Source organism: Granulicella arctica, assembly GCF_025685605.1.
GTDB classification, from domain to species: domain Bacteria; phylum Acidobacteriota; class Terriglobia; order Terriglobales; family Acidobacteriaceae; genus Edaphobacter; species Edaphobacter arcticus.
Genome location: NZ_JAGTUT010000001.1, coordinates 1,170,849 through 1,195,891, shown reverse-complemented (window position 1 = coordinate 1,195,891; position 25,043 = coordinate 1,170,849). Strand labels below are relative to the sequence as shown.

At 55.1% G+C, this 25,043-nt stretch carries 20 protein-coding genes and 2 riboswitches; of the genes, 5 read left to right on the top strand and 15 right to left on the bottom strand.

The window, feature by feature from the left end:
• Positions 1 to 51 precede the first annotated feature (51 nt).
• On the top strand, positions 52 to 3,396 hold the full coding sequence (locus OHL20_RS04945) for a TonB-dependent receptor (protein ID WP_263382094.1): 3,345 nt from the start codon (positions 52 to 54) through the stop codon (positions 3,394 to 3,396).
• Positions 3,397 to 3,450: 54 nt separating this feature from the next.
• Here the strand turns inward: OHL20_RS04945 and OHL20_RS04940 are convergent, their stop codons facing one another.
• The 15 genes from OHL20_RS04940 to OHL20_RS04870 form a co-directional block, all read right to left on the bottom strand.
• The gene (locus OHL20_RS04940; RefSeq protein WP_263382093.1) at positions 3,451 to 4,536 is read right to left on the bottom strand and encodes a pyridoxal phosphate-dependent aminotransferase; all 1,086 of its coding nucleotides are present in this window, start codon (positions 4,534 to 4,536) and stop codon (positions 3,451 to 3,453) included.
• Positions 4,533 to 5,510, bottom strand: a complete 978-nt coding sequence (gene cbiB / locus OHL20_RS04935; protein ID WP_263382092.1) for an adenosylcobinamide-phosphate synthase CbiB — start codon at positions 5,508 to 5,510, stop codon at positions 4,533 to 4,535. The genes OHL20_RS04940 and cbiB overlap by 4 nt, the downstream gene beginning before the upstream one ends.
• Positions 5,507 to 7,105 (bottom strand): cobyric acid synthase, encoded by a 1,599-nt coding sequence (locus OHL20_RS04930; protein ID WP_263382091.1) that lies wholly within the window; start codon positions 7,103 to 7,105, stop codon positions 5,507 to 5,509. The genes cbiB and OHL20_RS04930 overlap by 4 nt, the downstream gene beginning before the upstream one ends.
• Positions 7,102 to 7,770, bottom strand: coding sequence for a 5,6-dimethylbenzimidazole synthase (bluB, locus tag OHL20_RS04925; protein WP_263382090.1), 669 nt, complete (start codon positions 7,768 to 7,770; stop codon positions 7,102 to 7,104). The genes OHL20_RS04930 and bluB overlap by 4 nt, the downstream gene beginning before the upstream one ends.
• A gap of 7 nt (positions 7,771 to 7,777) precedes the next feature.
• Entirely contained in the window at positions 7,778 to 8,353 is a 576-nt protein-coding gene (locus tag OHL20_RS04920) for a cob(I)yrinic acid a,c-diamide adenosyltransferase (protein WP_263382089.1), read from the bottom strand.
• Positions 8,354 to 8,363: 10 nt separating this feature from the next.
• Positions 8,364 to 9,167, bottom strand: a complete 804-nt coding sequence (locus OHL20_RS04915; RefSeq protein WP_263382088.1) for a hypothetical protein — start codon at positions 9,165 to 9,167, stop codon at positions 8,364 to 8,366.
• Positions 9,164 to 9,754: a histidine phosphatase family protein gene (locus OHL20_RS04910; protein ID WP_263382087.1), complete on the bottom strand. Its 591-nt coding sequence runs from the start codon at positions 9,752 to 9,754 to the stop codon at positions 9,164 to 9,166. The genes OHL20_RS04915 and OHL20_RS04910 overlap by 4 nt, the downstream gene beginning before the upstream one ends.
• Positions 9,751 to 10,554, bottom strand: a complete 804-nt coding sequence (gene cobS / locus OHL20_RS04905) for an adenosylcobinamide-GDP ribazoletransferase (RefSeq protein ID WP_263382086.1) — start codon at positions 10,552 to 10,554, stop codon at positions 9,751 to 9,753. The genes OHL20_RS04910 and cobS overlap by 4 nt, the downstream gene beginning before the upstream one ends.
• Positions 10,551 to 11,642 (bottom strand): nicotinate-nucleotide--dimethylbenzimidazole phosphoribosyltransferase, encoded by a 1,092-nt coding sequence (gene cobT, locus OHL20_RS04900; RefSeq protein WP_263382085.1) that lies wholly within the window; start codon positions 11,640 to 11,642, stop codon positions 10,551 to 10,553. Before cobT ends, cobS begins: the two co-directional genes overlap by 4 nt.
• Positions 11,639 to 13,066, bottom strand: a complete 1,428-nt coding sequence (locus OHL20_RS04895) for a cobyrinate a,c-diamide synthase (protein WP_263382084.1) — start codon at positions 13,064 to 13,066, stop codon at positions 11,639 to 11,641. Before OHL20_RS04895 ends, cobT begins: the two co-directional genes overlap by 4 nt.
• Positions 13,063 to 13,626, bottom strand: coding sequence for a bifunctional adenosylcobinamide kinase/adenosylcobinamide-phosphate guanylyltransferase (gene cobU / locus OHL20_RS04890; RefSeq protein WP_263382083.1), 564 nt, complete (start codon positions 13,624 to 13,626; stop codon positions 13,063 to 13,065). The genes OHL20_RS04895 and cobU overlap by 4 nt, the downstream gene beginning before the upstream one ends.
• Before the next feature lie 127 nt (positions 13,627 to 13,753).
• Positions 13,754 to 13,926, bottom strand: a riboswitch (cobalamin riboswitch).
• Positions 13,927 to 13,990: 64 nt separating this feature from the next.
• On the bottom strand, positions 13,991 to 15,730 hold the full coding sequence (locus OHL20_RS04885) for an ATP-binding protein (protein ID WP_263382082.1): 1,740 nt from the start codon (positions 15,728 to 15,730) through the stop codon (positions 13,991 to 13,993).
• A complete protein-coding gene (gene cobN / locus OHL20_RS04880; RefSeq protein WP_263382081.1) occupies positions 15,727 to 20,091 on the bottom strand; it encodes a cobaltochelatase subunit CobN in 4,365 nt (1,454 codons plus the stop codon). The genes OHL20_RS04885 and cobN overlap by 4 nt, the downstream gene beginning before the upstream one ends.
• A 135-nt stretch (positions 20,092 to 20,226) precedes the next feature.
• A riboswitch (cobalamin riboswitch) is annotated at positions 20,227 to 20,416 on the bottom strand.
• Positions 20,417 to 20,464: 48 nt separating this feature from the next.
• A complete protein-coding gene (locus OHL20_RS04875) occupies positions 20,465 to 21,175 on the bottom strand; it encodes a CbtA family protein (RefSeq protein WP_263382080.1) in 711 nt (236 codons plus the stop codon).
• A gap of 28 nt (positions 21,176 to 21,203) precedes the next feature.
• Positions 21,204 to 21,422: a CbtB-domain containing protein gene (locus OHL20_RS04870; protein ID WP_263382079.1), complete on the bottom strand. Its 219-nt coding sequence runs from the start codon at positions 21,420 to 21,422 to the stop codon at positions 21,204 to 21,206.
• A 166-nt stretch (positions 21,423 to 21,588) separates the two neighbouring features.
• Between OHL20_RS04870 and OHL20_RS04865 the strand changes: the two genes are divergently transcribed.
• The 4 genes from OHL20_RS04865 to OHL20_RS04850 all read left to right on the top strand — a co-directional run bounded on the left by OHL20_RS04865 (position 21,589) and on the right by OHL20_RS04850 (position 24,989).
• A complete protein-coding gene (locus OHL20_RS04865; RefSeq protein ID WP_263382078.1) occupies positions 21,589 to 22,176 on the top strand; it encodes a histidine phosphatase family protein in 588 nt (195 codons plus the stop codon).
• A 65-nt stretch (positions 22,177 to 22,241) separates the two neighbouring features.
• A complete protein-coding gene (locus OHL20_RS04860) occupies positions 22,242 to 23,195 on the top strand; it encodes a LysR family transcriptional regulator (protein WP_263382077.1) in 954 nt (317 codons plus the stop codon).
• Positions 23,196 to 23,397: 202 nt separating this feature from the next.
• A complete protein-coding gene (locus OHL20_RS04855) occupies positions 23,398 to 23,766 on the top strand; it encodes a sulfite exporter TauE/SafE family protein (RefSeq protein WP_263382076.1) in 369 nt (122 codons plus the stop codon).
• Positions 23,767 to 23,891: 125 nt separating this feature from the next.
• Positions 23,892 to 24,989, top strand: a complete 1,098-nt coding sequence (locus tag OHL20_RS04850; protein WP_317890934.1) for a YeiH family protein — start codon at positions 23,892 to 23,894, stop codon at positions 24,987 to 24,989.
• The last annotated feature ends 54 nt before the right edge of the window (positions 24,990 to 25,043 follow it).

Genomic DNA, 25,043 nt, shown 5'->3' with positions numbered 1-25,043 from the left:
ATTGGTTCTAACCCGATGCGAAGAACTGTTGCGTCCTGAGGAGTTTCCTGCATGAAAATGAAGCACTTTCTGTCCATTCTGTTCTTTGCTGTTCTGGCTACCCCTGTCGCTTTTACACAGATCGCCTCTAATCTCGAGGGTAATGTTGTGGATGCTTCGGGTGCGGCTGTCCCACGCGCAGTGGTTGCGTTGACCGAGGTGTCCACCAACATGCGTCAGCAGACGACTACGTCCGCCTCGGGCACCTACCTCTTCAGCCATCTCAATCCGGGAGGGTACCGGATCGATGTGATGGCTTCCGGCTTCGAACGTCTGAACCGAACCGGCGTAACAGCGACCGTTGGACAGACGGTGAGTGTGAACCTCGTTCTGACCGTAGGCTCAGATCAGCAGACGGTATCGATAAGCAGCGACGCGCCTGTATTCCAGGCGGCTGAAAGCGACATCGAGACGCATATCGCCGGTACTACGGTCGTGGCGATTCCGCTGAATAGCCGTAATTTTATCAATCTAGCAACGCTTGCTCCGGGCGTGTCGCTTCCTCCAGGAACGCTTCTTCCTCGTATCAATGGTGGGCGTCCCCGCACCAACGAGTATCTCTACGACGGCATCTCCGCTCTACAGCCCGAACCGGGTCAAGTCGCTTTTTTCCCGATCATCGATGACATTCAGGAGTTCACCGTCGAGGCAGATAACGTGCCGGCAGAGTTTGGACGCTTCAACGGAGGTGTGGTCAATGTGGCCACTCGTTCCGGTTCCAATGCACTGCATGGCAGCCTCTTCGAGTTCTTTCGCAACGAAGACCTGAATGCGCGCAACTACTTCTCCAGCACCGGAGCAAAGCCGGAGTATCGTCGCAATCTCTATGGAGCGACGCTCGGCGGTCCCGTTCTCCACGACCACCTTTTCTTCTTCGGCGATTACCAGGGGATTAAAGCCCTTATCGGCCGAACAGTCATCTCGACCATACCGACCCTCGCGGAACGCCAGGGAATCTTCACAAGCGTGTCCCACATCTACGATCCTGCTACGACAACGACAACTGGTGGGAAGTTTGTTCGTAAGGAGTTCACAAACGACGTGATCAACACGCCGATCGACTCTGCAGCGAAAGCTCTGCTCGCCCGTTTCCCAACGCCTACGACCTCTGCTGCAGCCAATAACTACACACGAACGGCCAACGATGCCGACCACCAGAATCAGTTTGATTTTCGAGTGGATGGAGCACTGCGGGGTAAGGATCGAGCGTTCGGTCGCTACTCCTACTTTAGTGATGTTGAGCTTCCTGTTACCCCTCTGCCAGACGGGAGCGGTGCGGTTACCGGGTCAGTCATCGGTACGGGCGGTGTCGTAGGGCTTTCTCACGTCCTTGGTCAGCAGGCGGTGTTTGATGAGACCCATACCTTCTCTCAACATCTGCTCAACGACTTCCATCTGGGATATACCCGACGTGGAAATACGATCGCGGGTCCTTCTCTCGGCAGCACAGCGTCCGCAGCACTGGGGATTCCCGGCATCCCGACGAACGCGGCATTCAACGACGCTCTTCCGCTATTTACGTTCACGGGCTTCCAGCAGCTTGGTCCTTCAGCGAGCACCTTCTCGCAATACCAGACCGCGGTCTGGCAGGCAGAAGAGATGCTCGTCTACACGCGAGGCCGACACGCTCTCAAGATGGGGGCAGACCTTCGCTTTTATCAATTGAATGCGATCTCTCCACCGAACCCCACGGGTTCTTTCGCCTTCACGACGACTGGAACAAACCAGCAGGGTGTAACGAACACTGGTAACTCGGTAGCGAGCTTTCTACTTGGCCAGGTGGATACTTTCTCAATCGATCTGCAGCAGAGCACTATCCGCCCGCGCGATCATATTCAAGAGTATTTTCTCCAGGATGATTGGCGGGTGTCTGATCGCCTCACGCTCAATCTCGGTGCTCGCTGGACGTTGCATTCTCCGTCTACAGAAAAGAACAATCAAGGTGCTGTCTTCAACTTAGGTACGCAACAACTTGACTACGCCGGAGTGAATGGGAATTCCAAGAGCGCCCGTGAACTTCACTATACGAATGTTGCACCGCGAACGGGTTTCACTTATTTGATCAGTCCGAGGACCGTGGTTCGTTCGGGATTCGGCATCGTCTTCATCGATCAATCAGGCATCACGACACCATTTACGTTGCCGCAGTTCCCCTTCATTCAGAACGTGCAACAGAGAACTCAGGACAGCATCAACTCGGCTTTCAAACTTGCGAATGGTCCTACTGTGGCGCCAATTGCGCTCACTGCAAATGCAGGCCTGGGACAAAGCGTCTACACGGCGAACCGCACCGCAGGCTCCGGGTATGTTGAACAATGGAACCTGGCATTTGAACACCAGGTGACCAACAGTCTATCTGTCGACCTCGCTTATGTCGGCTCTCACATTGTTCATGTTGGCATACCTGATTCGAATCTCAACCAGTTGACCGCATCGCAGCTTGCACAAGGCCTTACGAATCCAGCGTCACTTACGGCACAGGTTACAAACCCTTACTTTGGACAGATTCCCATCTCCAGCACCATCGGAGGTAAGACAGTTGCAGCGGCACAACTTCTAAAGCCGTATCCGCGCTTTCAGAATGTAGCCACCTATCGAAACAACAGTGGGACCGCAAACTACAACGCTTTCGAAGCCAAGATAGAAGAGCGTATCTCGCATGGACTCTTCTTCCTGTTCGCCTATACGCATTCGAAGTTGATCGATGACGCCTCTTCGGTCTTTTCATCCACGGTATTATCCTCGCCGAACTCGAGTAGCCTCATCGCCGCTGACACCTTCCGTCCTTACCTGGAACGCGACTCTTCAAGCGGAGATATGCCGAATGTCACTTCAATAGCCGCGACCTACGACCTTCCTGCGGGGCGAGGTCATCGATTGGCATCAGGCGGAGTTAGCAACCTGGTGATTGGCGGGTGGGCTCTCAATACGATAGCTTCGATTCAATCAGGCATGCCCGTCACTGTAACGCAGGCTACGAACAATAACGCGTTCGCGGGCTTTGCGTTGCAACGGCCAATGCTCGGTGCCAATCCAAGCCTGGCTCCAGAGCTGCGTACGCCAGCACACTATTTCAATACGGCTGCTTTTGCGACCGCTCCGCAATTCATCCTGGGCAACGCATCTAGAAATCCAGTACGCGGCCCTGCGTTTCGGGATCTTGACGTGGCCCTCGTCAAGCACACTCGATTTACAGAAAAAACGGATGCAGAGTTCCGCGCGGAGGTCTTCAATGTTACGAACACTCCTGCTTTCGCTCAGCCCAACGGGGGTTTTGGCTCAGCAGCCTTCGGCAGCATCACTGCCACATCGACAGAACAGCGGGTCGTTCAGTTCGCTCTGCGGCTAAGTAGATAAGGTTGATGGCAGACTGCATCGCCAACGGCCCGCTATAAGTTCCTCACTATCGTTCTAGCCCATGCTACTAAGTAGTGTGGCGATAGCTCCTACTAACAGACTATTTTGTTCTGACGTCCGAACGGCCACTCTTAGATGACCAGGCGATAAAGCCTCATAGTCGCGGCATGATCGGAGCACGATATGGTGCTCGATCAACATTCGCTGCCAAAATGTCAGCTCGTTGATTTCTTGTGGAAGGCGGAGTAGCAGAAAATTAGCGGATGATGGATAAGTAATGACTCCAAGCTCATTTAGAGAAATCTCGAGGACTTGCCTTCGTTGCTCGTTGAGACGCCTTGTATGGGCTGGATAGGTCTCATCCGCAAGAGCTGCAATAACAGCCACAGCAGCGAGATTAGTGATTGGCCACGGCGGTAGGTTCGCCTGAAGTGCCGCGGACTTCTCTGAAGAAGCGATAGCATAAGCCACTCGCAACCCTGGTATCGCGTGAAATTTAGTAACTGAGCGAAAGATGATCAGGTTGGGAAAGCGATCGATGTAGGCAGCTGCAGATTGGGCAGGCTCGTAATCGATAAAGGCTTCATCGAGCAAAACATACATGCCTCGTTGCTCGGCTTGTGCTACGAGAGCAACGATCGAAACAAGATTGCACAAGACCCCTGAAGGGTTTTGGGGATTGGCCAACAGTATCGCATCATGATCGCCTGTAGTCAGCTTTTCAATCTCATATATAAATCCATGCTGTGACGACAGGTGACAGGGTGTCACACGCATCTGTGCTCGTTCCAAGGCTATCCGGTATTCGTTGAAGGCGGGGACTGGCAGGAGACAATGGCGGATTAAGAGCGCTTTGAGGGCCGCGTCGAGTAACGGGACGAAGCCGTTAGCTATGGAGATTTGTCCAGGTTGAACGGCTATGTTCTTTGCGATGGAAAGTTTTAGGTCTGTGTGATCCAGATCAGGGTAGTTGGTAAGAACCGAAACATCCTCAAGGGCCACGCGCAGGGATGACAGAACCGACAGTGGTGGACCGTCCGGGTTTATGTTCGCGCTGAAGTCAAGCAATTCTGTAGCAGCAACTCCGAATTGTGCGCTTAGCCCGCGAAGCTGGCCACCGTGGGAAGGGAGCGGAGTCATAGTGTTGATACTCGTGGCTTACCTTGGATTAACGCAACGAGCGCGCCCGCAGCTATTCCAAGAGCACAGACAAGAGAAACCAGATGGCGGGCCTGCATCGCCTTTGCGGGAGTCGCACCTGAAAATTCGAACCCTATGATTGGTGCTGGAATGAGTTCGCCTGTATAGGTATTGTTGCCGCCCAGTTGAACCTGAAGTGCACCCGACATAGCGCTTTCTGGTTGGCCTGCATTCGGGCTCTTATGCCTCGACCCGTCGCGTCTCCATGTTCGTAAGGCTGCGTTTGCATCGGCTGACGCACTCATAGTAGAGGCAGCGATGATTCCTAAAGCTGTGAGCCGCGAGGGTACGAAATTCGCAACGTCGTCCAGACGAGCCGCGAACTTTCCGAAGTATACATAGCGTTCGTCTGCATGACCGATCATTGAATCGAGTGTATTAATTGCCTTGTAGGCCATGGCAAGCGGCACGCCACCGAGGCTCATGTAAAAGATCGGTGCGATGACTCCGTCAGAGGCACTCTCAGCAAGTGTCTCGATGACCGCGCGGCTGATCTCTCGCTCGTTCAGGTCGCCAGTGTCGCGGCCAACAATTCTCGCAAGGTTAAGACGCGCCGACTTAAGATCATCATCGGTGAGCGATCCAAGCACTCTACCTGCCTCTTGATCGAGACTCCGTGCCGCAAGGCAAGTCCAGCCTAGACATAGTTCCGCAATTATCCCAGAGGTCTTCGACCTGCGGTATATGAACTCTATAAGTCCGTCGGTGACGCAATATGCAGAGCTAACTAGTGCAATTGTCAGCACCATACCACTAACAAATTCCAACCCGTCGCTTTGACCTGGGGAGCGAAGAAGAGACTCTCCGTTTGTGACAGCTTTTCCTATCAAACGGACTGGGTGGGGAAGTGATTCGGGGTCCCCGGCCAAGACGTCTATGAGATACACGGCGGGTAGGAGCAGATGTCGTTTCAAGTGAGCGACTCCCGCGCAGTTGAGGCTACTGGCTTCTCATAATGGAGACCAACCCAAGAGAAGATTTCCTGCATGTCAAGAGACCGTTGAACTTCTTCTGCTAAGCGATCGAGGGAGTTGATCCGTTTCTGCTGCCAGTTGTCAAAGACTTCAACCGGAGAAAGCCGGTAAAAAGCTCGAGCTGCCGCGAGGAAGGTATGACGAAACGCGTCTTCATCAAATAGTCCATGTAAGTAGGTGCCAATGACACGGCCTTCTTGAGCAACACATCCATCACCAAAGCTGTCACTGATCTGGCTAGATTTTTCTGCACGGATTAATTTCGCGAATTGGTCCGCTGATTCAAGATAAGTTGTCTCTCCGATGTGAATCTCATATCCTGAAATCCGAATGTCCAAGCAAGGATGTCCAAACAGTTTGCCGGAAACAAGTCGGCCTGTCGTCAGGCTTGTTACTTTCTGAGGCTTCATGGTGGTGTGGATCGGGAGTAGTCCGAGACCATACGTGGTTCCGGCAGACTCCATTGCCTCGGGGTCTAGAATCTGCTCCCCAAGCATCTGCATGCCTCCGCAAATACCGACAATCAACCCCATCTTTGCATGTTGAAGTAGCTTGTGCTCAAAGCCTTTGGCACGCAACCATACGAGGTCATCCACCGTCTGCTTGCTGCCTGGAATGATTACAACATCAGCGTATGAAATCTGTTCTGCCCTCTTACAAAAATGAAGGTCTACGGATGGCTCTGCACGAAGCGCATCGAAGTCTGTGAAGTTGGAGAAAGATGGGAAGGAGATTACCGCTATGCGCAGAAGGCGATTTGAGCTAGCTTCGGGCTCCCAGAATGACTTACTGTCTGAGTTTATTGCCGGAAGGCCCAAACTATCTTCTTCTTCGAGCAAAAGATCAGAGATATAAGGAACTACACCTAGACACGGTTTTTGTAGGCGGTCCGCAATCATGCGGGTTCCCGGTCGGAGCAACGCTAGATCACCACGAAATTTGTTGATGATAAAACCTGCGATGCGGGCTTGCTCTTTTTCTTCGAGTAACTGCACTGTGCCTAAGAGTGCAGCAAAGACACCACCGCGATCGATGTCCCCCACTAAGAGGCATTGAGCATCGGCCATCTCGGCGATGCGCATGTTGACGATGTCATGCTCCTTCAGGTTGATTTCAGCTGGTGAACCGGCTCCTTCAAGGATGATGACATCATTCTTCGCTGCAAGATTCTCATAGCTTTCGCGGACGACCGGCATCAGTTCTTCAACACGGCGAAGATGATAATCAGAGGCAGAAAGCTGACCCCAGATCTTTCCGCGAACTACCACCTGGGAAGACATGGCACCCGATGGTTTGAGCAGAATTGGATTCATATCTACGGAGGGTGGAATACTCGCAGCCTCCGCTTGTAACGCCTGGGCACGACCTATCTCCAGACCCTCTATGGTGGCGGCAGAATTGAGGGACATATTTTGTGATTTGAATGGTGCTACACGGTATCCTTGCTGCGCAAAGATACGGCAAAGTGCCGCGGTGAGTAAAGATTTACCAACATGAGAGCTGGTCCCAAGTACCATGATTGCACGCGCCTTCATGGAAGAGAGCTTTCAGAGTATGAATCGTAGGAGATGACTGCCTCAAGCGGCAAGCGCTTTTCCCAACCGTGACGTTCAAGCTCTGGAAAATCATCAAAGCTATCCACATAACCAATGCAAAGATATGCAACCGTTAGAAGATGATCGGGAATGCCAAGGGTAAGCCGAAGAGTGTCAGGGTCAAGAATACTGACCCAGCCGACACCGACACCTTCCGCCCTCGCAGCTAACCACAAATTCTGAATAGCGCACACCGTCGAATAGACGGCAGTCTGCTGCATGGTTTGGCGTCCCAATTTATGGCCGCGCTCGCTCCTGTGATCGCAGACAACGCAGAGATTCTGTGGTGCTTCTAGAATGCCCTCCAGCTTCAGGGTTTTATATAGATCCCGCCGATCTCCCGCATAGCTCGATGCAGCAATGGCGCTGGCCTCCTTGAAGTTATTGTGAATGGCCATTCTTGTCGAGAGATCGCGGATCACGATGAAGCGTGTAGGTTGCATCAATCCAACAGACGGTGCTTGATGAGCGGCTTCGAGAATACGGTTCAGAACATTCTCAGGGAGTGGGCGCTCCGAAAATCCCTGTCGCACGTCGCGCCTCGCTGCGATGGTTTTATAGACCGCGTCACGTTCGTGATCACTGAATGATTGTGGTCCACTCATCGTCGAACTACCATGCTCGAGACCATTTCGGGCCGGTCTTACTCTCGTCACGCAATCGAGCGTCGATGCCTGCTTTAAGTTCAATAAGTCTGCCGAACAGCCAGATGGCGTCCGACAGTCGATTGAGATAGGGAATTACGAAGGGCTGGACGATGCCACCCTGTTCTACGAAGCGAACTGCAGCCCGCTCGGCACGACGACATACAGTGCGAGCGACCTCATAAGCGGCAGATTCTGTGTGGGCACCAGGCAAGGACCAGTCTGAAAGAATGCCTTCAGTTGCTTCGATGGTATGCACCAGGTTCGTCAGCATTTCGACGTCCTCGGCTGTAATGACCGGCGGCTTCTTGGCACTCTCAGGCGGCGTCGCAAGAGCTGAGCCAACCCGAAAGAGGGTCCGCTGTATCTCTTCCGTCCAATCCTTAATGCTTTTGTCTTGGCAGATGCTTCGTGCAAAACCCAAAACCGTGTTGAGTTCGTCCACCGAGCCGTACGATTCAACTCGCAGGTCTGCCTTCGAAATGCGAATGCCTCCAGCAAGGCCGGTCTGGCCACCATCTCCGCGTGTAGTTGCAATACTCATAAATATCTCCTCACAGTGTGAAAGGTACGAAGGTCTCTTCTATCGTGACACATAGCTTCTTGATGAGCCGCGGCCGATCATATTCCAAGACAAGAGAATTATCTAAAAAATCGGCTACTAACGGTGGAGACTGAGAGAGAAGAATCGCTTCCGGAAAAAACCATGGCTGCGTGGCTCCTAGCTCTTCCAGTGTTCTTGCTCGCACTATAACGGCTGGAAGTATATAAACGCCGGCCTGCATCAGAGCAAAAGCACGATGATAACCATCGCGCAGGAACCAGCGCTCTCGATACTGAGCGACTTCAAAGAATGGACTTCCCCCGTGTACAACCAAGGGAGACAGCTTGTTGCTCGACGGGCGGAAATGAACGTTGGGATCATCTGTCTGCAAGAGATAGCGCGTGTTGTCCTTCTCGCGTTTCAGATCGTAAGTGACAGGCCTGGGGTCAGCGAAAGAGAACTGCACTAATGCGCTCTCGTCGTCATGTTTCGGCACAGCATCGAGGACTCGTTTTGAGCTGAAAAAAATGCGGCGCTGAAAGGCAAGAAGCGACCGAATATCAACAACGCCTAGTGTCCAATCAAGCCCAGCCATCTCCTCCCTGAGATCTAAACGCGAAGAATGGTGATCGAGAAGAGGAATAAACCTTTCGTTTACATCGGGGACGATAATGTCTAAGAGTTGGTAGGCCTTTCTTAGAGCCACCTGCTCGCACGCTCTTTCTACTTTTCCTGATTCACAGGCTGGACGATACTCACTCGTGTCGAAGCCCCAGCCTGCCAACTCTCGAACGTGAACGTTCTGGTGGCTCATCGCTGACGCTCGCTTTTGCGTGTTGATGCCGATAGTGGATAATCGAAAAAGCTACAGTATGGTTTGGTTAATTCCCACGATGAACCGCTGTTAAGACCGCATAGTTCCGTCAAGATAACTTGCATGGCTCCAGCGTGGGTGACCACAGCGCATCTTTGGTTGATTGTGAGTTCTTGAAGCTGAGCTATCTCTGTCAAGATTCGTTTCTTGAAGGTCCCATATTGTTCTCCGCCAGGAGCAGATGCATCGGGGAAGGCCTCTAGCCATAGCTTTGAATACGCGGGGTCTCGTTGCTCTATCTCTAGCCAGGTCAATCCCTCCCAGTCTCCAAAACCTATTTCTCGCAAGTTTTTACGTTCTATGACCGGAGCATTGGAACTCTTGGCGACTGCTTCAGCCGTCATCTTTGCCCGCTGGAGGTCGCTGGTATAGACGGAATCGATAGGCTCGTTCTCCAGAGATTTAAGAAGCTCTAGCAGTTGTCCATGTCCCGCAGAGTTGATCGGCGGATCCGAATGACCACAAAATGTGCCAGCCATGCGTGTCTCTGCATGTCGAATCACTAAAAGGCCGCCGTAATGAATCATACGGTCCACGCACCAGCAAGATAAACACCGATCTCTGTAAGTTGGTTCGTTGCGCCGAAGCAATCACCGGTAGCGCCGCCGAGCTTACGTCTATAGAGGAACCCGCTTAGAAGGGTCACTACGACTGCTGCGACGATCGGTGCGAAGGCGTGAGACCGCAGTGCTATGAAAGCAATTGCGAAGCTATAGAGCGTTCCCGAGACCAGGGTGCTGCGTGTTATGGTTCCGGCGATGCGAGCCCCCTGATGACCCGATGGCTTATCTGAGGATGGATGGCCTGTGGGGGAATCAAGACTGCTTGCAGCCTGAAGATAAAAGCCCAGCGGAAGCGCCGTCCAACGCGAAAGTACATGCGCCGTGATGAGGTAAGCCAATACCTCCTGCATTGTTATAGAGGAGAGCAAGACTATCCTGGCTAGCAGGCTGGTTGTGAGAGTAGCAGCCCCATAGGTTCCGATGCGGCTATCGCGCATGATGCGCATGATTTGAGCACGATCCCATCCGCCCCCAAAGCCGTCTGCCGCATCAGCGAGGCCATCCTCATGGAGGCATCCGGTGAGGAGCATAAGGAAGATCACTACCATCAGAGACGTAGTTAGTCTCGGTAGATGTGGCGCCACAAGTAAATTAGTAGCTCCAGCGAGTGTTCCTACAAGTAGACCTACGAGCGGGAAAAATTTGACACTGCACGCGAGCGAGTCAGGCCGATACGAAGGCAGTGGCACCGGGATGCGGGTTAGAAAGTGGATCGCGGTGAGAAGATCCTCGTAGTACTTTTGTAGAACCCCAAGGCCGTTCATTGTGAAGCCTCGCTCACCTGGGCTGAAGCGAAGGTTGCCATCTCTGTATACAGCCGAATAGCAGACTCCAGAACCGAAAATGCGAGAACAGCTCCCGTTCCTTCGCCGAGACGCATGCCTAGATCAAGTACAGGAGTAAGTCCTAAGAAATTAAGTAGAAGCTTATGTCCCGGCTCTTTAGAGCAATGACCGGCAATCAAATATCCAGCAACATGGGGCTCCATCGCGACTGCGAGGGCTGCTGCAACAGCAGAGATAAAGCCGTCGACTACAACAACTAGTTTCCTCTGAGCAGCGGCTAGAATCATTCCTGTCATCGCAGCAATCTCAAGCCCGCCAACGCAGCGAAGGATCTCCAGAGCAGAATGCGTGGAGGCAATGCTGATCGGCGAGTCAAAATATTTATGCTGAGCTGCACGAACCGCGCTAAGTTTCCGCGCATAGGCTGCAGGTTCGACGCCCGTACCTAAACCTGTAGCCAATTCGGGTGTCGATCCTGTGAGTTGGCAGGTAATGACACTGGCGGCAGTGGTGTTGCCGATCCCCATCTCCCCGATCGCGACGACGGCATGACCTGCTGCAGCGGCTCTATCGGCCATGCTTATGCCGACAGACAAGGCGGCCGCAAGTTCTTCGTCAGTCATCGCAGCTTCGTGCAACATGTTTTTTGTTCCTCTGCAGACCTTGCAGTGGACTAACCCAGGGAGCGCACCAAAGTCCGCATCGACTCCCACATCGACAACCGTAAGAGTGGCGTTGTGAAGTCGAGCGAGAACATTAATCGCTGCGCCTCCCGAGACAAAGTTGAGCACCATCTGGTGGGTGACCTCACGAGGATAAGCACTTACACCTTCCTCAGCTACACCATGATCTGCTGCAAAGATGTAGACGCCCTTGCTCATTGGTTCATTGAAGGGTCCATCATGAATAGCTACTATCTGCGCGGCAAGGGGCTCCAGGCGCCCGAGACTGCCTAGAGGTTTGGTCAGGGTATCAAGATGTCTTTGAGCTCGAAGTCGAGCAGGCTCACTCACAGGTGCAATCGATTGAATGACCCGGCTAACAAGCGTGTTACTTAGGGAATTCATGAAGTAATCTCGGGAGCATTCATTGGGTGAAGAGACGCTCCGTCGTAGCGGACTTGCGTTCGACGCGCTGCTTCGACTAAATGCATGGCTACGAGAGGATTGGCCATAAAATGGAGATGCACGTAGCTTGCTAGAGTGTTACCAACTCCGTAGCCCTCAAGCTCTTCACGATCAGAGAGAGAGTAGTGAACACGATAACTAGTCTCAGTCGGACTCACCTTTGTGATATGCGAGTAGTGGAAGCTGTGGCCCCGGATCGTGGTCCCACTTGGTCCAAGCAGGCAGTTCTGAGTAAATTCGACAGTGACATAGCCGAACCGCACCAGCTTATTTGTCATTTCCATCGCGAAGGGCAAAACACCCACCATCTCATGGTCTTTGCCATCGCTCGTCGTAAGCTGCCGTGAGAGATAGATCATTCCTCCGCATTCGGCGTAGATCAATCCTCCTAATGCAGAGAACGTCCGGATGTCTTGTAGCAAGCTTAGATTCTTGCTAAGTTGCTCCGCGTACAACTCTGGGTAGCCTCCACCAAAGTACAAGGCATCGAGGTTTGACGGAAGCTGCGCATCATTCAGAGGGCTAAATGAAATGAGTACGGCACCCTGTTTGCGGAGCAAGTCAAAATTATTTTCATAGTAAAAAGAGAAAGCTCGATCACGAGCCACTCCTATTCTGACGGCCGACAGTTCGGGCTCCCATGTCGCAGTGTGAAGAGGTGTTACTTCCTCGACATACTCGAGGGCGAGGATTCGCTCCAGATCAAAGTGCTTTTCAGCTAGCGCCGCAAGAACATGAGTGAGTTCCTTTGTGGCGCATTCATCGCTGACTGCTTCCTCCACCGTCTGCAAGCCGAGGTGACGTTCGGGGATGGTGATCTCAGGATTTCGTGGAAGCCAGCCAAGGACAGGAGTCTTGCATGAGGCGTCGATGGCAGTTTGCAGCATTTTGAAGTGACGCTCACTGGCGCAACGATTAAGGATGACCCCGGAGATTACCAGCTGCGGGTCAAATAACTCAAAGCCGAGCACGACCGCAGCAATGCTTCGCGCGCTCTTTGCCGCATCGAGAACGAGCACCACTGGTAGCTTCAGCAGTTTGGCGATCTCTGCGCTGCTGCCCGTTTCACTGATTCCACTCTTCCCATCGAAGAGGCCCATCATTCCCTCGACGACCACTGCATCGACATCGCTTGTCGCTTCACGAAAGAGCGTTCGATTGGCCTCCTCAGTGAGCATCCACGTGTCTAAATTTCGTGCTGCACGGCCCGAGATGCGCGCGTGATGACCAGTGTCGAGGAAGTCGGGGCCTCCTTTAAACGCCTGCACCACTTGACCTCGTTTGACGATTGCCGCGAGAAGCGCGAGAACGACCGTAGTCTTCCCCACTCCACTCGCAGTGCCTGCGATGAGCAGGCCCTTCAAGACGTGAACCCGGGTTGCAAGCTTCCTTTGAGAACGAGTGGAAGACCTGCAATCATCAGCAACACGTTATCTGACTGTGCTGCGATACGTTGATTGATCTCCCCCACCAGGTCACGATAACGCCTTCCGAGCGGGTACTCAGGAACGATGCCGCTCCCAACCTCATTTGAGACAATCACCACTGAACAGGAAACAGAGCTAAGAGCAGCGGAGAACGCGCCTAGACGAGCCTCAAGTTTCGAGTTGTGGTCTGCTTCTTCTTCAAGCAGGTTTGCCGCAAAGAGCGTCAGGCAATCGACGAGGATCAAGTCGCAATGGGACGATGCAGATTCCAGAGCGCCACCCAGATCCAAAGGCTCTTCTATCGTCGTCCAGTGTGCAGGACGATCGTTCCGATGGCGTTGGATCTTGCTACGCATCTCGTCATCATTGCGCGCTTCGGCCGTCGCGACGAAGGTGACACGGTCCGATCGCTCAGCAAGCTGCTGTGCATACCGGCTCTTGCCGCTACGCACACCGCCGAGAACAAGCGTTACGTATCTCGAAGGTAGGTCGTGCATGTGACGCTCCTTGCATTTGCACGCGGACGTGCAGAAAGCAGAGCGGGAACTATAGAAAGGCAGCTGCCACATCGCCCCCAATGGGACCATGTGGATATGCTCTTCAACTCTCCCAGCGAAGTTGAATGTAGCCCAATCGCATCTGGCCGGTCTTCTGACTTGCGCTTCATTGAACTTTGAACGGCCTTCCCAGGAAGATTTCCCCAGTGGCTTTAGATGTTCAAGCTCTCAACGCTTACAGCTACGGGGTAGCGACGGATTTGCACCGTCTTCCCGAACACCAGATGTTCGATTTATATCCTGAACAGTGAGGGGGGTCAACCGGTAAGCGCTTGCGAAGATGCGTTCCAAGCTTTCTCTGAACTCACAAGCCGTGTTGGCTCCCTGACATTGCCGTAGTAGTCGTTGTCATTTCGATATGCAAGTCCTGTATGGCTGGTAACTCCTGAAACCGAAGAAAGCGTGCTCGCATTGCATCTGCAATCTTGCCGGTCTGCCCGAGCGCGTTAGACGCATCTTCTGTATCGATGACCAAGGCGGCGCATGACAGTTGCCGCGCGGCTTCCAGAGCCTCTTGCCAAGGATCGCCCTTGTTGATGGAGACGTTGGCACGACCGTCAGTCAACAACAAAAGCAACGTCGAAGGATCTACAAACTCTTGCGCGAGGCTTAGCGCGTGTGCAAGCGGAGTGCGGCCGCCCGTAGGCAGATATTCGAGAGCTCTCAATGCGTCGGCAAGCAACTCTGTAGGCTCGAGTAACACCTCTGCGGTGACACCTCGAAAGATGATGATCGCAACCTCATCTCCGCGCCTGAAGGAGCGTGTAAGCAGACTGGCGACTGCCCCCTTTACAGAGCGCATCCGCTCCTGTGCCGCGTGGGAACCGCTCGAATCGATCACGAATAAGTAGCGGGTGCCGGGCCTCGAAGCACGCACCTGTTCGTGCAGATCAGAGCTGCGGGGTTTCAGAGTACCTGTCTCGCGAAGCGCATGCTTGAGCGTGGCGTGGAGATTGAGTTCTATGGGAGTATCCGCTTGACGAGCACCTATTACGGCCCCACGGTTTGCGGTACCTGTAGAGGAGATAACCGCAGACTTCCGTGGATCAGAAGAGGTGACAAGGAGAGCAGGCGCTTCAACCTCCTTCGGTTTGAAGATCCGCTCCTCTATTGCTGATTCTTGATTTTGTGACTGAGATGCCGTCTCCGGCGGCTTGGTATCGGCTTTTGACGGAGGTGGAGGCGGTCGCTGCGGACCCCTGTCTCGCGACCGATGGGCAAGTACAAGAGGAAGCACGGTCACCAGATGGTGCGACTCAACGGAAGCATCGCCATCTAGGGCAGCCAATGACATGGAAGCTCGCATGATTGCCAGGTCAGCTCGAAGGGACCGAACACCGTGTTCACAAACCATTGCACTAATCTCGGCAAGTATTTCGGTTGAGCAGATCACATGAGGCAGAGACTTTCGCGCTGTAGCGATCCTCATTTGAAGGATCTCCTGATCGCGAGACCAGTCTCGTCCAAATGCCTCAAGGTCACGATCGAAGCTCATGCGACGCGCGAGTACTTCGCTGCGCTCTAACGGGTCGAGCGACGCGGCAATGTCGACAGAGAGCGCAAACCGGTCGAGAAGCTGTGGACGAAGTGACCCTTCTTCGGGGTTCATGCTGCCAAGCAGGACAAACTCCGCCGGGTGGCTCGCACTGAGGCCGTCGCGTTCGACTACGTTGACGCCGCTCGCAGCGGTATCAAGGAGAGAGTCGCCAAGGTGAGCAGGAAGGAGATTGATCTCGTCGACGTAGAGTACGCCTCCATGCGCCTCTGAGAGCAGACCCGGCTTTAGCATGGGCTTGCCCGCGAGTGTGCTCTCGAGGTGCAGGCCGCCAAGCAGCCGGTCCTCCGTAGCGCCGATCGGCAGATTGATAAACGGAGCAGGGGAGGGAAGCAGTGCAGCCAGAGCGCGCGCAGTCGTTGTTTTACCGGCACCTTTATCGCCGCGCAAGAGCACGCCAAGCCTCCAATCCACTGCCGCGAGTAGAAGAGCCAGCTTCATCTGCTCCTGGCCGACGATCGCCGAGAATGGATAGGTGCCCCCCTTCAAGAGACTGCCTCCCGCTTGTGTTCGCCCCGCGCCTCAAGCAGCGTTTCAGCCTCCAGCAAGACCTGCCGAAGAGCATCGAGAGTCTCTGGAGCAGGATTTTCCCAGAGTTCGCGTTTTGCCGCCTCCAGTAGACGTTCCGCGATTGCGTTCAGAGCCCATGGATTGGAAGCGCCGAGAAACTCGCGCATCTCTTGAGAAAGCGCATAGTGCTCTGCGAGTCCTTCGTAGATGAAGTCTGGAGCGATCTGCGCCGTGGCATCGAAACCAAAGATGTAGTCCACGGTGGCAGCTAGTTCAAGACCTCCCTTATAGCCATGCTGCTTGATGCTTTCGATCCACTTCGGATTGATGACTCGCGATCGATAGACGCGCAAAGCCTCTTCCTTCAAGTCCCGAATCTGGGCAGACTCCGGGCGTGAGCTGTCACCGAAGTAGGCCTTGGGTTGATTACCCGTCAACGCGCGGATCGAGGCAATCATTCCACCGTGAAACTGGAAGTAGTCATCGGAATCGAAGATGTCGTGTTCACGGTTGTCTTGGTTATGAAGCGCAACCTGGATGGATTTCAGACGCTCCGCAAAGACAGGTTGAGCGTCTACGCCGTCCGCACCCTTGCCATAGGCGTATCCGCCCCATGCAAGAAATGCGCGCGCAAAGTCCTGATCGCCCTGCCAGTTCCCACTCTCAATCAGCGGCAGGATACCCGCGCCATAAGAGCCTGGTTTGGACCCGAAGATACGATATCGGGCCTGCGCCTCAGCCTCGTGCGCGGGCAGTTCCTGGTGTGCTTGCAGATCGGCCAGATAGTGTTTTTTGGGATAGTTCTGATCCAGTGGTTCATCAAGTTCGACGACCAGCGACACAGCCTGATCAAACATCTCAATCAAGTGAGGAAAGGCATCGCGGAAGAATCCGCTGATGCGAAGCGTGACGTCAACTCGCGGCCGGCCCAATTGATCAAGTGAGATCGCAGAGATCCCTTCCAGTCGTCGCGACTGCGCATTCCACAGAGGCTCTACGCCGAGCAGCGCAAACGCTTCGGCAATGTCATCGCCGTGCGTGCGCATCTGCGAAGTCCCCCAGACGCTCAAGCCCATCATCTCGGGATACTGTCCTTCTTCTTTGCGGAACCGCTCAATCGCCTCATGCGCAAGTTGCTGTCCTACACGCCACGCGGCCTGCGAGGGAAGTGCGCGAGGATCGACCGCATAGAAGTTCCGTCCCGTGGGAAGAATGTGGGCCATTCCTCGTGTCGGAGCGCCAGCGGGTCCCGCAGGAATGTACTTGCCTTCAAGCGCATCGAGAAGATGCTCCACCTCGTCGCCTGTCTCTTCGAGCTTCGGCATAAGGTCGGCACATGCGAATGTAAGGACCGTGGTGACCTGCTCGTTCGTCAGTCCAAGGACCGCCTGCTGAACCTTCAGAATGACTTCCTCGCGAAAGCCGAGTGTCTCGAGCATGGTGTACAGATCAAGCGAAGCCTGATCGACCGCCTCGAGTACATCAGCATGGGTATAGCAGGTGCGACCGAGAACGTCTCGTGTCTCCTGTAGCCGCTCGCCGGGTTTGGCCAGCAGCTCAGTCAGGTCAAAATCGAAGGCGCTCAACAGACTTGCCTGTAGGCTCGGCGCGCCGGTGTTCGAAAGCCGTGTCAGCGACCGAAGCATCTCCGGCAGCGGTGGCATCTGCCCAAGAATATGCAGCCCACTCCGAATCTGTGCCATGCCAAGCTCGCACAGGTAGCCGTCAAGATCCTCGATAAGGTGGGCGACCTCGTTGCCATTCATCGATGCAAGCGTGGTAGGGATTCCTTCGGGAGTAAGTGAGTCATCCCACTCGTGGCTGTGATCGCCACGCTCCCGCGTCAGCATCGTCTTGAGGTCGAGGTCTGCCTTCAGGTTAGTCTGTGCAACTAACTCCCAGATCTGCTGTTGCAGGTACGGCAGCTTGGTCGGGTCGAGCTTTTCGACGGCATAGTACTCGTTCACCAGCTGGTTCAACTCAGCCAAGGCACCATAGGTTTCTGCAGAGGTCATCGGTGGCGTCAGGTGATCGACGATCACAGCATGAGCGCGTCGCTTCGACTGACTACCCTCGCCCGGGTCGTTGATGATGAACGGATAGACCAGTGGCAGGTCGCCAAGCAGCAGATCGGGATAGCACTCTCCCGAGAGACCAACACCCTTGCCTGGCAACCACTCCAGGGTGCCGTGTTTTCCCATATGGACGATGGCATCCGCTCCCCAGCCACCCTCTTCCTGCGAGGTTCCCAGCCAACGGTAGAACGCCGTGTAGTGATGCGTTGGAGGCAGGTCCGGCGTGTGATAAATCGCATCGGGATCGATGCCGTAGCCGCGCGGAGGCTGCAACGCAATCAAGGCATTCCCTAGGTCCATCGCCGCAAACAGGTAGTCGCTCTCGTCTCCCCAGGGCTCTTCCTGATCGATTGAAACGATCTTGCCGCCGATAGTCGGCAGCAGCTTCTTATCGGTTTTTTTAGCCGGCAGGATACTTGGGCCGCGGTCCTGCGGCTGTCCCCAGAAGTCCTGCATCCTGCGATTGGGGCGCTCCGGAAACTCTGCAAAGATTTTGCGATAGATTGATCGCGAGAAGCGCATCGCGCGGTCAGGATCAAGGGGATAGCGATCATCGTACGTCCCATGCTGCAGAAGCGTTTGCATGAGTTCATCAGACGTTTCTGGTAACGCAGAGACACTGTACCGCCGCGCGCGCATCGCATGAAGCGTCGTTAAAAGACTTGCCGGTGAATCAAGACCAACGGCGCCTCCTACCTGCGAGGCCTTCGCTGCAGAGTTTGTGAGAACAAAGGCGATTCGCTTTTCGCGGTTTTCTGTGCGGCGCAGCTTTGTCAGGCGTGCCGCAATACCAGCAACTCGCAAGGCTCGCTCCTCGTGCGCAACATACAGGCTCTCTGAACCGGCCGCTCCCCTTTCCTTAAAGGAGATCGGGACGGTAATGATGCGGCCGTCAAACTCGGGTATAGCCACATTCACGGCAGTGTCGAGTGCGTTCAGGCCTCGGCGGGACCCCTCCCACGCGCCACGCGGCATACCACTTGCAATCGCCTGAAGGACTGGAATCCCAAGATGTTCGAGCGAGTCCACCGCTTCCCCAGGCACCGTTACCGACCCGGTATTTACCTCGCCGAGGGCAAACGACAAAGTCGAGATGAGAACGTCAGCCCGCCCACCAATAAATTGAAATGCTGCAGGACGACCCTCAACCTTCGCCTTGAGGCTCGAGGTAAACACGCAAAGCGCATTGACTTGTTTGCTGCGTAACGCATTGGCAATCGCATCGATAAAGCCGGTGTTCCCGCTCATCAGATGAGCCCGGTAGAAGAGCACGGCAACCGTAGGCTTCTCCAGATCCGCCTGCCGCTCCCAGTCTTCGAGCGTTGCAACCTCCACATCCGGCAGGTAGATCCCATGCTCCGGCATGGCAGCGGGCGCGGCGTATCCGTATCCCGTCAACATCAGGCGGTCCGAGAGGAAGCGAAACAGCTCCCCAAAGTTGCCGGTGCCGCCAAGCCCCAGATAGTCTGCAGCCGTCTGCAGCACATCGGCCGGTACATTGATCGTCTCCGAAAACTCTGACGTGTTCTCCCCGCACCCGCTTACCAGAACAAGGGATTGGCCGCGTTCGATGCAGGTGCTCTTGAGCTTCGCAAATCCCGGAATACAACTGAGCGGCCCGTGGCAGCGGACGATGATGACGCGCGCTTTGCTCATCTCTCCGCTGATCAAAACGTCCATCTGATCTTCGTTGCGGAGAGCGTTCAACGAAAACGCGCCGACGCGCAACTCTTCAGGCAGAAACTCAGACGTCTTCACCAGGGTCAGTAAGTCCGTATCGGCATGCGACAACAGCATGATCGCGCCGTTAGGCTGTACCTTTTCCAGTGTGACGAGACCTTCCGACGTAGCGGGCTTCCGAATATCCCAATCGTAATAATTGAAGACATACTCGCTCAACTCCGCAGGTGGCTGTATAAAGCGATCCGCCGCGAGCATTGCGTCAATGTAGTCGTAGATCTGGCGTACCTGCCATTCGCTATTGACCGAATGAAACCAGATGCTTTTGCTATCGAAGACAAGGCTGACTACGTTCGCAAGTGCACATGGCCCGAGACACCCGCCCTGGGTGAGATGGACGTCGTGACGAATCTTACGTCTCAGCCACTCCGCCTTGTAGACGTCCACAGGAACGGCAGCGTAGCCCCGCTCCGTAATGCCGCAGCAGCAGCCAAGAGAGCAGTAGCTCAGATGAGCACGGTGCTGAATGATATTGAAGGCTCGTCCGTCTGCCCGCACCACGCGCTGTCGGTTCGTCGTTGCCATAGCTAGACCTCCTCACACGGTCGATTAGAACCTGCGACTAAGGTCGTGAACACAGATGTCAGGATGACGGGGAAGCACGGGTTTTCTTCGAAAGGTCGAGCGATCAGGCGCAAGGTCTCTGTTCTCCGCAGAACGTTGCAACATAACCCTGGCAGGTCTCCTGGCTCAAAGCGACAAGGTATCTGTCGGCTGCCACCTTCCCTGATCGTTCAACCAAGTGGTTTTTGCTGGCAGCGTCTCTTTGTTTACAGTGGCGGGACCGCGCCGGTATCTCTCCGGACTTCCCTTTTAAGCCCAATCGGGCACCGTAGGTTAATCAAGTTGTATCACGTTGCTCGTTATCAAATGTCCGACAAGCTAACCCGCACGCCCTTCAAACCCGGCGAGTTTCGCGCTCCGTGAGCCATCCAAACGACAGCCCGATCGCCGCCCACAGGATCGCCTGCAGCCCGAGCGCAGCGATGCGGAAGCGCCACAGTACGTCGGCAGGAAAGCCCGCTGGAACTTCGTTAATCACCGGAAGCACAAAGGAGAAAACACCCACTAGCAGGAGAAAAGCAGTTGCAGCGAGCAGTGAACCATTCCATCCGCCAAATCGGCGCATCAACGGTCGAGATAGCTGGAGCGAGAGAACAGCTGCGGCCACGGAGATGAGGATCATAAAGAAAAATGTCGCCGTCCTCACCCCGATGGTCTCTGGACTCCCCACGGCAGGAGGATTGGCTGGATACTTCAGGCTTGGCACCAGCCCGATCACGATGAACCCAGCGCCGCCAAGGAAGGCAGCCAGCGCTCGGGGCGCCTGCGGTCCGACCCGTCCGCTGCACAAGGCGAACACCAGACCAAAGATGCCGCCGAGAGCAGCACCATAGACAAGAACGCCGGTCAAAAGCCCCGCTGTTTTCTGGATCTTACGGCTTACCATCTCTGGCTCAGGAGCCTCATTCTTCAGCTTGTCGGCATTGGCTTCAAAGGCGATCGCCCTGTCGACCTGTGGCTCACCGATTAGGCGTGCCGCAAGAAAGACCAGCAGGCCAGCAAGCAGCCCAGACACAATCCCACGAACGAGCAGCTTACGAACCATGAGCTTTCACGAGACAATACAGTTGAGTTTAGTGGCAGGGAAAGCCGAGCAGATGACGTCCGTCGTGCAGGAATTCATGCACCGTACGGCCATCGATGATGGAGGTGGCGCCCTGTTCTGCGCCGACAAAATAGATCGCCAGCAGCATCAGCAGGCCGCCGAAGAGCAACCATGGCAACAGTTCGCTCAACGGGATCACAGGGAGAGAGACAGGTTGTGTAATCGAACCAACTGCAGATTGAGCCATGTGGAGTCTCCTGAGATCATGCATTCAAACGCGCGAGGAGCAGTCCGATAATTTGCTTCCTGCTCGTTCACCATCTTCAAAGCTTATTCCACCCTATGTGCCACCATGATCGATGTCAAGATTCCGAAGCTCTGGTTAACTAATCTGGAAGACAATCGACGAACCTATGACCTCAAGAATCAGCTTTATCAGTCACGCGGTCACCTCCGCCATACGCAAGTCTTCCTTCCCCGCGAACGAGTCACTGGAAGATTTCCAGCTTGCACGAATTGCATTGCTTCAATGGCAGAGTCCCCGGGCACAGCAGGTGCTCGCCGGTCCTGAGAAGAGGACGCTCGAAACAGCTTCCGCCCTTGGGCTCACCGCAATTTCGTCGGCCGAACTGCGTGACCTCGACTGCGGCCTGTGGAGCGGGCGGGATCTTGGCGAGTTGGAGCGGGAAGACCCATCCGCTCTCGTCGCCTGGTTGACGGACCCGGATGCGCACCCGCACGGCGGCGAGTCCATCAACGATCTTCTTGCACGCGTGGCAGCGTGGCTGGAGCTTCAGAGCCTTCTCGGGCACACCGTCGCCATCACCCATCCGGCAGTCATCCGCGCTGCTGTCATTCATGTTCTTGGCGCTCCAGCGCAAGCCTTTTGGCGACTCGACATTGCACCGCTGTCGCTGACGGATCTCCGCTATAACGGACGTGTCTGGACCGTGCGTTCGACAGCATCTCTGCTTACCCCGCAAGACGCAAGCGGCGATTAAACACCGCAGAGCTCTGCGCTAAAGTTAGACACAAGAGTGGACAGTCGGACCGGGGGGCCCGCTTTATGGAAAACTTTAGACTCAAGGTGTTTCGGGCTGCAGCGCATAGCCTCAACTTTCGGAAGGCATCCGAAGAGTTATTCATCACTCAGCCAGCGGTCACGCAGCAGATCAGGGCTCTTGAAGAAGAGTTGGGAGTATCCCTCTTTGATCGCACCAAGGGCAAGGTAACCCTCACCGAGAGCGGCATGGTGCTGCACAAGTACGCGCTAAGCCTTAAGGCAATCGTTGACGAAGCTGTACAGGCCATCGCCGAGGTCTCTGGTACCCGTGTCGATGAGTTGCGCGTCGGCGCCTCGCAAACTATCGGGCAGTATCTGCTGCCAAATCTCTTAGCGGCCTTTCGAAAGGATTATCCCGGCGTCTCTCTTTCCGGCATGAGCGGTAATACGGACGAGGTGCTGACCTCCCTTGCGGAGCATCGTATCGACCTCGCTCTTGTCGAGGGACCGGCTCTGCGCTCAGACGTAAAGGCGGAGCCGTTCATGGAAGACCACATGGTCCTTGTCGTCCCGCACGATCACGAGTGGGCTGATCAGGATATCGATGTCAACGATCTGCAGTCAGCCGCATTCGTCACCCGCGAACATGGCTCAGGATCGCGTCGTGTCGTCGAGGAAGCCCTGGAGCAGGCTGGGCTTCAGCTCAGGAGCCTTCGCACCACCATGACGCTTGATACGACCGAGGGGATCTTGAGCGCTGTCGAAGCCGGCCTCGGCATAGCCTTCGTCTCTCGCTGGGCGGTCCGCAATCAGCTAAGCTTGGGCACTCTGAAGCTCGCGCGCGTCAAGGGGCTGAAGCTCTCCCGTGTCTTCACTGTGGCCTATCGCCTGGGGGCCGCACCGCAGGGCAGCGCGGGAGCGTTCCATCGCTTTCTGCGGTCCAGCGCCTACGACGCCACGCCAAGGCCGACAGGAAATCTGACCCGGCCTCGAACACGGAAACCTTCTCCAAAATAGGGAACGTCTTGCTTGACTGTCCAACAGCCCGCGGACTGCATATAGTAAGCGGTGAGGTGAGGATGACTGCTGAACGAATCAACTTCCGCGAGCACTTCAAACGCGCCCGCTGTCCGGTCGACGCTGATTGCTTCGAGAGCGCCCGACAAGTCACCGCAGGAAGCTTCCAGGCGCCAGCAGCAAGCGCACATCAGGCATACGTATGACACCGATCGCCATCGCAGGTGGACTAGCTCTCGGCATCGTTATCGGAGGCATCTCCGGTCTCATCGGCATCGGCGGTGGTGCCTTCCTCATTCCCGCTCTCATCTACTTCTATGGCATGTCGCAGATTCGTGCGCAAGGCACATCGCTCGCCACCCTTCTCCTGCCGATAGGTGCCTTCGCGTTCTGGACCTACTACAAAGCAGGTCATGTCGACCTGAAACTCGCCATGCTGGTCGCGGTCGGCTTCACGGTAGGAGGATGGCTTGGTGGCATGTGGGCGCAGCATCTATCCGCGATTGTGCTTCGCCGTGGCTTTGCCGTTCTCCTCGTTCTGCTTGCAGCCAGACTGGTCTTTACGCGATAAGGAGTAACAACCTAACGCGTTGGACCTAAGCCGAACCCGACCAAAGGAAAGCTTATGGGTGATTAGAAGTTTTACTTGGACGTGCCGTTCGGGCGAGCCGATAGTTTCGTTAGAGGAACTACAACGTGGCTGCGACAATCGCGCAAGAGTACACCGGTAACACGACAGCAGTAGACTTCTTCATCACCGAGACAGCGGCGGAGATCCTACCAGCCGTGCACGCCGCAGACGATCTCGGACAGACCGGCCCCGGAACCCCAAAGAGCACCTTCGACAGCAAATCCATCTTCTTTCTAGGCCTGCTCCTGGCAGGCAGCGGGCTGGTCTCGCCTCCGGTAGCCCTGGTCGGCGGCATCGCCTTCGGCTTCACCGTGGAGCACCCCTACCGCAAAGAATCAAGCTCGCTCGCCAAACTCCTTCTGCAAATATCTGTCATCTTTCTCGGCTTCGGGATGAACCTCAATCAGGTCATTCACGCCGGCAAGTCAGGATTTCTCTACACCGCGATCAGCATCTGCTCAGCAGTCGTACTCGGGCTGCTGCTCGGTACGATCTTCAAAGTCGGCGGCAAGGCCAGCTATCTCATCACCCTCGGCACCGCCATCTGCGGAGGATCGGCCATCGCGGCCATCGCCCCAATCACTGACGCAAATGAGGAAGAGATCTCGGTCTCCATGGGCACGGTATTTCTCCTCAACTCAGTCGCGTTACTTCTCTTTCCCGCAATCGGCTGGTGGCTGCACCTTAGTCAGAACCAGTTCGGTCTTTGGGCTGCCCTCGCCATCCACGACACCTCTTCTGTAGTCGGAGCAGCCGCAAAGTATGGTCCGCAGGCTCTGGCCATCGGCACCACCGTAAAGCTTGCTCGCGCCCTTTGGATCGTACCCGTATCCCTGATCACGGCGGCCTACATGGGCAGGGCAGCCAAAGCCAACGGCACCGTCGAGCAGAAGGCGAAGATAAAGATTCCCTGGTTCATCTTCCTCTTTATCGGAGCCTCGATCCTAAGTACCTATGTACCCCGCTTCATGGGCACCTATCTCGATCTCAACAAGCTTGGTAAGGCGGGACTCACCGCCACCCTCTTCCTGATCGGCACCTCGCTCTCGAAGAAGACGCTCCAGGCAGTCGGCATCAGGCCTTTTCTTCAGGGAGTCATTCTCTGGATCATCGTCGGCTCCCTCTCACTCGCAGCAATCTACACCGGCCTCATTTCTATCTAGAGATAAAACAACAACGGCTTCCGCGTAGCGAAAGCCTCAAGATAAATACTGCTT

Excerpts from the sequence above, each read along its gene's own strand:
- cobT (WP_263382085.1), bottom strand. The coding sequence starts at position 11,642 with ATGAATTCCCTAAGTAACACGCTTGTTAGCCGGGTCATTCAATCGATT.
- OHL20_RS04870 (WP_263382079.1), bottom strand. The coding sequence starts at position 21,422 with ATGGCTCAATCTGCAGTTGGTTCGATTACACAACCTGTCTCTCTCCCT.
- OHL20_RS04915 (WP_263382088.1), bottom strand. The coding sequence starts at position 9,167 with ATGAGCCACCAGAACGTTCACGTTCGAGAGTTGGCAGGCTGGGGCTTC.
- OHL20_RS04930 (WP_263382091.1), bottom strand. The coding sequence starts at position 7,105 with ATGAAGGCGCGTGCAATCATGGTACTTGGGACCAGCTCTCATGTTGGT.
- OHL20_RS04920 (WP_263382089.1), bottom strand. The coding sequence starts at position 8,353 with ATGAGTATTGCAACTACACGCGGAGATGGTGGCCAGACCGGCCTTGCT.
- bluB (WP_263382090.1), bottom strand. The coding sequence starts at position 7,770 with ATGAGTGGACCACAATCATTCAGTGATCACGAACGTGACGCGGTCTAT.
- OHL20_RS04940 (WP_263382093.1), bottom strand. The coding sequence starts at position 4,536 with ATGACTCCGCTCCCTTCCCACGGTGGCCAGCTTCGCGGGCTAAGCGCA.
- OHL20_RS04855 (WP_263382076.1), top strand. The coding sequence starts at position 23,398 with ATGACACCGATCGCCATCGCAGGTGGACTAGCTCTCGGCATCGTTATC.
- OHL20_RS04910 (WP_263382087.1), bottom strand. The coding sequence starts at position 9,754 with ATGATTCATTACGGCGGCCTTTTAGTGATTCGACATGCAGAGACACGC.
- OHL20_RS04875 (WP_263382080.1), bottom strand. The coding sequence starts at position 21,175 with ATGGTTCGTAAGCTGCTCGTTCGTGGGATTGTGTCTGGGCTGCTTGCT.
- OHL20_RS04865 (WP_263382078.1), top strand. The coding sequence starts at position 21,589 with ATGACCTCAAGAATCAGCTTTATCAGTCACGCGGTCACCTCCGCCATA.
- cobN (WP_263382081.1), bottom strand. The coding sequence starts at position 20,091 with ATGGCAACGACGAACCGACAGCGCGTGGTGCGGGCAGACGGACGAGCC.
- OHL20_RS04945 (WP_263382094.1), top strand. The coding sequence starts at position 52 with ATGAAAATGAAGCACTTTCTGTCCATTCTGTTCTTTGCTGTTCTGGCT.
- cobU (WP_263382083.1), bottom strand. The coding sequence starts at position 13,626 with ATGCACGACCTACCTTCGAGATACGTAACGCTTGTTCTCGGCGGTGTG.
- OHL20_RS04860 (WP_263382077.1), top strand. The coding sequence starts at position 22,242 with ATGGAAAACTTTAGACTCAAGGTGTTTCGGGCTGCAGCGCATAGCCTC.
- cobS (WP_263382086.1), bottom strand. The coding sequence starts at position 10,554 with ATGAACGGCCTTGGGGTTCTACAAAAGTACTACGAGGATCTTCTCACC.